General features: G+C 67.7%; 2 protein-coding genes. One reads left to right on the top strand and one right to left on the bottom strand.

Features of this window, described 5'->3' with window-relative positions; genetic code table 11:
* On the top strand, positions 1 to 598 hold a 598-nt coding region (locus ACFCZN_RS21195), incomplete at its 5' end, for an aldo/keto reductase (RefSeq protein ID WP_430558078.1).
* A gap of 187 nt (positions 599 to 785) precedes the next feature.
* Here the strand turns inward: ACFCZN_RS21195 and ACFCZN_RS21190 are convergent.
* The gene (locus ACFCZN_RS21190; protein WP_430558077.1) at positions 786 to 2,051 is read right to left on the bottom strand and encodes an IS256 family transposase; all 1,266 of its coding nucleotides are present in this window, start codon (positions 2,049 to 2,051) and stop codon (positions 786 to 788) included.
* Between the last annotated feature and the right edge of the window lie 218 nt (positions 2,052 to 2,269).

The raw sequence follows: 2,269 nt of genomic DNA, 5'->3' as shown, positions 1-2,269 counted from the left end.
CCCCCAGACCCCGATCGAGGACACCGCGGGCGTCGTCGCCGACCTCATCGCAGAGGGCAAGGTCCTGCGCTTCGGCCTCTCCGAGGCGTCCGCCCGAACGATCCGTCGTGCGCACGCCGTGCAGCCCGTCACGGCCCTGCAGACCGAGTACTCGCTGTGGACCCGCGACGTGGAGAGCGAGATCCTGCCCCTGCTGCGCGAGCTCGGCATCGGCTTCGTCCCCTACTCACCCCTCGGTCACGGCCTGCTCACCGGGCAGATCCGCACCGTCGAGGACTTCGCCGACGACGACTGGCGCAAGACCAACCCCCGGTTCACCGGCGAGAACTTCCGCCGCAACCTGGCCATCGTCGACGAGGTACGCGCCGTCGGCGCCGAGATCGGCGCCACGCCTGCCCAGACCGCTCTCGCGTGGATCCTCACCCGAGGCCAGGACATCGCCCCCATCCCCGGCACCCGACGGGTCGTGCGGGTCGAGGAGAACACCGCCGCCGACGCCGTCGAGCTCACCGACGACCAGCTCCAGCGCCTGAACTCGCTCGAACCAGCCGCAGGCGCGCGACACGACGAGGCCAACATGGCCTCGATCGACCGCTAAGACCACACGACGGTTCAAGCCCGCCAAGAGGCATGTATACGTCCGCCGTACCCGCACCGATCAAGACTGACGACGCCGCGACGCAGAATCGGGTCTGCTGCAGAACCGACCGTTTGTCAGGCGTCGCACAACTTGGTTTCGCGACGTCGGGAGTGTCCGATGAACGGTGGGCGGGCCACGGCGTTCCTTAGTTGCTCGAGGGGTTGATGCGCCCCTCGAAGGTGATCGCGAACGCGTTCAGCGCGGCCTTCCACCGGATGACCCATCGTGCCCGACCGCGGCCGGTCGGGTCCAGGGACCGGGTCACGAGGTAGAGACACTTCAGCGCTGCGGCATCGTTCGGGAAGTGCCCACGGGCGCGGACCGCGCGCCGGTAGCGGGCGTTCAACGACTCGATCGCGTTCGTCGTGCAGATGATCTTGCGGATCTCCACGTCGTAGTCCAAGAACGGGATGAACTCGCCCCATGCGGACCGCCACAGCTTGACCGCGGCCGGATACTTGCCGACCCACTCGTATGCGAACTCGTCCATCCGGACCTCGGCCTGCTCGGCGTTCACGGCTGTGTAGATCGGCTTGAGGTCGCGGGCCATCTTGTCCCAGTCCTGTCGGGCGGCGTAGCGGAACGTGTTGCGGATCAGGTGGATCACGCAGGTCTGCACCTGCGCCAGCTCCCACACGGTCGTGATCGCGTCCGGCAAGCCCTTGAGACCGTCGCAGACCGCGATGCACACGTCGCCCACGCCGCGGTTCTTGATCTCGGTGAGCACGTTCAGCCAGAACTTCGCGCCCTCCCCGCCGTCGCCGGCCCAGATCCCGAGGATGTCGCGTTCCCCGCGGGTCGTGACACCGATGACGACGTAGAACGGCTTGTTCGTGACCTGCCCGTCGCGAACCTTGACCACGAGGGCGTCGATGAAGATCACGGGGTAGACCTCGTCCAGCGGCCGGGTCTGCCATTCGGCCATCTCGGCGACGACCTTGTGAGTGATCCGCGAGACGGTGTCCTTGGAAACGCTGGCACCGTAGACCTCGGCGAAGTGCGCGCTGATCTCCCCGGTCGTGAGCCCCCGTGCGGTGAGGGACAGCACCAGCTCGTCGACACCGTTCAGGCGCCGCTGCCGCTTGCGAACGATCGTCGGCTCGAACGACCCGTCACGGTCGCGAGGCACGTCGAGCTCCACCGGACCGATCTCCGTCAGGACCGTCTTGGACCGGGTGCCGTTGCGCTCGTTCGACCCGGTCTTGGCGGCACGCTCACCGGGCGGGTAGCCCAGATGCTCGGTCAGCTCCTCGTCCAGCGCGGTCTCCAAGACCTGCTTCGTCAGGCCGGTCAACAGCCCGTCCGGGCCGACCAGATCGATCCCCGCCGCCTTCGCCTGCGCCACCAGCTGCTGCGCCAGCGCCTGCTTCTCGTCCCCGTCGAGCGTCACGGGCTCGATGATCTCGGTCATCCTGCCTACTTCCCGCCAAGCCTGTGCTCGGCGTGTCAGGCCGAGACCCACCCACCGTTAATCAGACAGACCCGGTGCACGCCGGCCTTCAGGCGCCACCGTCTAGGTGTACTGACCCAGCAGGTTGTTGACGTAGCCAAAACCCCCCGAGCCGAGGGGAAGCTCTTCCAAACCCCCCCCCCCCCCACGACGGGTCCCCCCCCCATTCCCCAACCCCC

Source organism: Isoptericola sp. NPDC056134, assembly GCF_042264825.1.
Classification (GTDB): Bacteria; Actinomycetota; Actinomycetes; order Actinomycetales; family Cellulomonadaceae; genus Isoptericola; species Isoptericola nanjingensis.
Note: the sequence above shows the minus strand (reverse complement) of the source record. Positions and strands in the feature narration are given on the sequence as shown.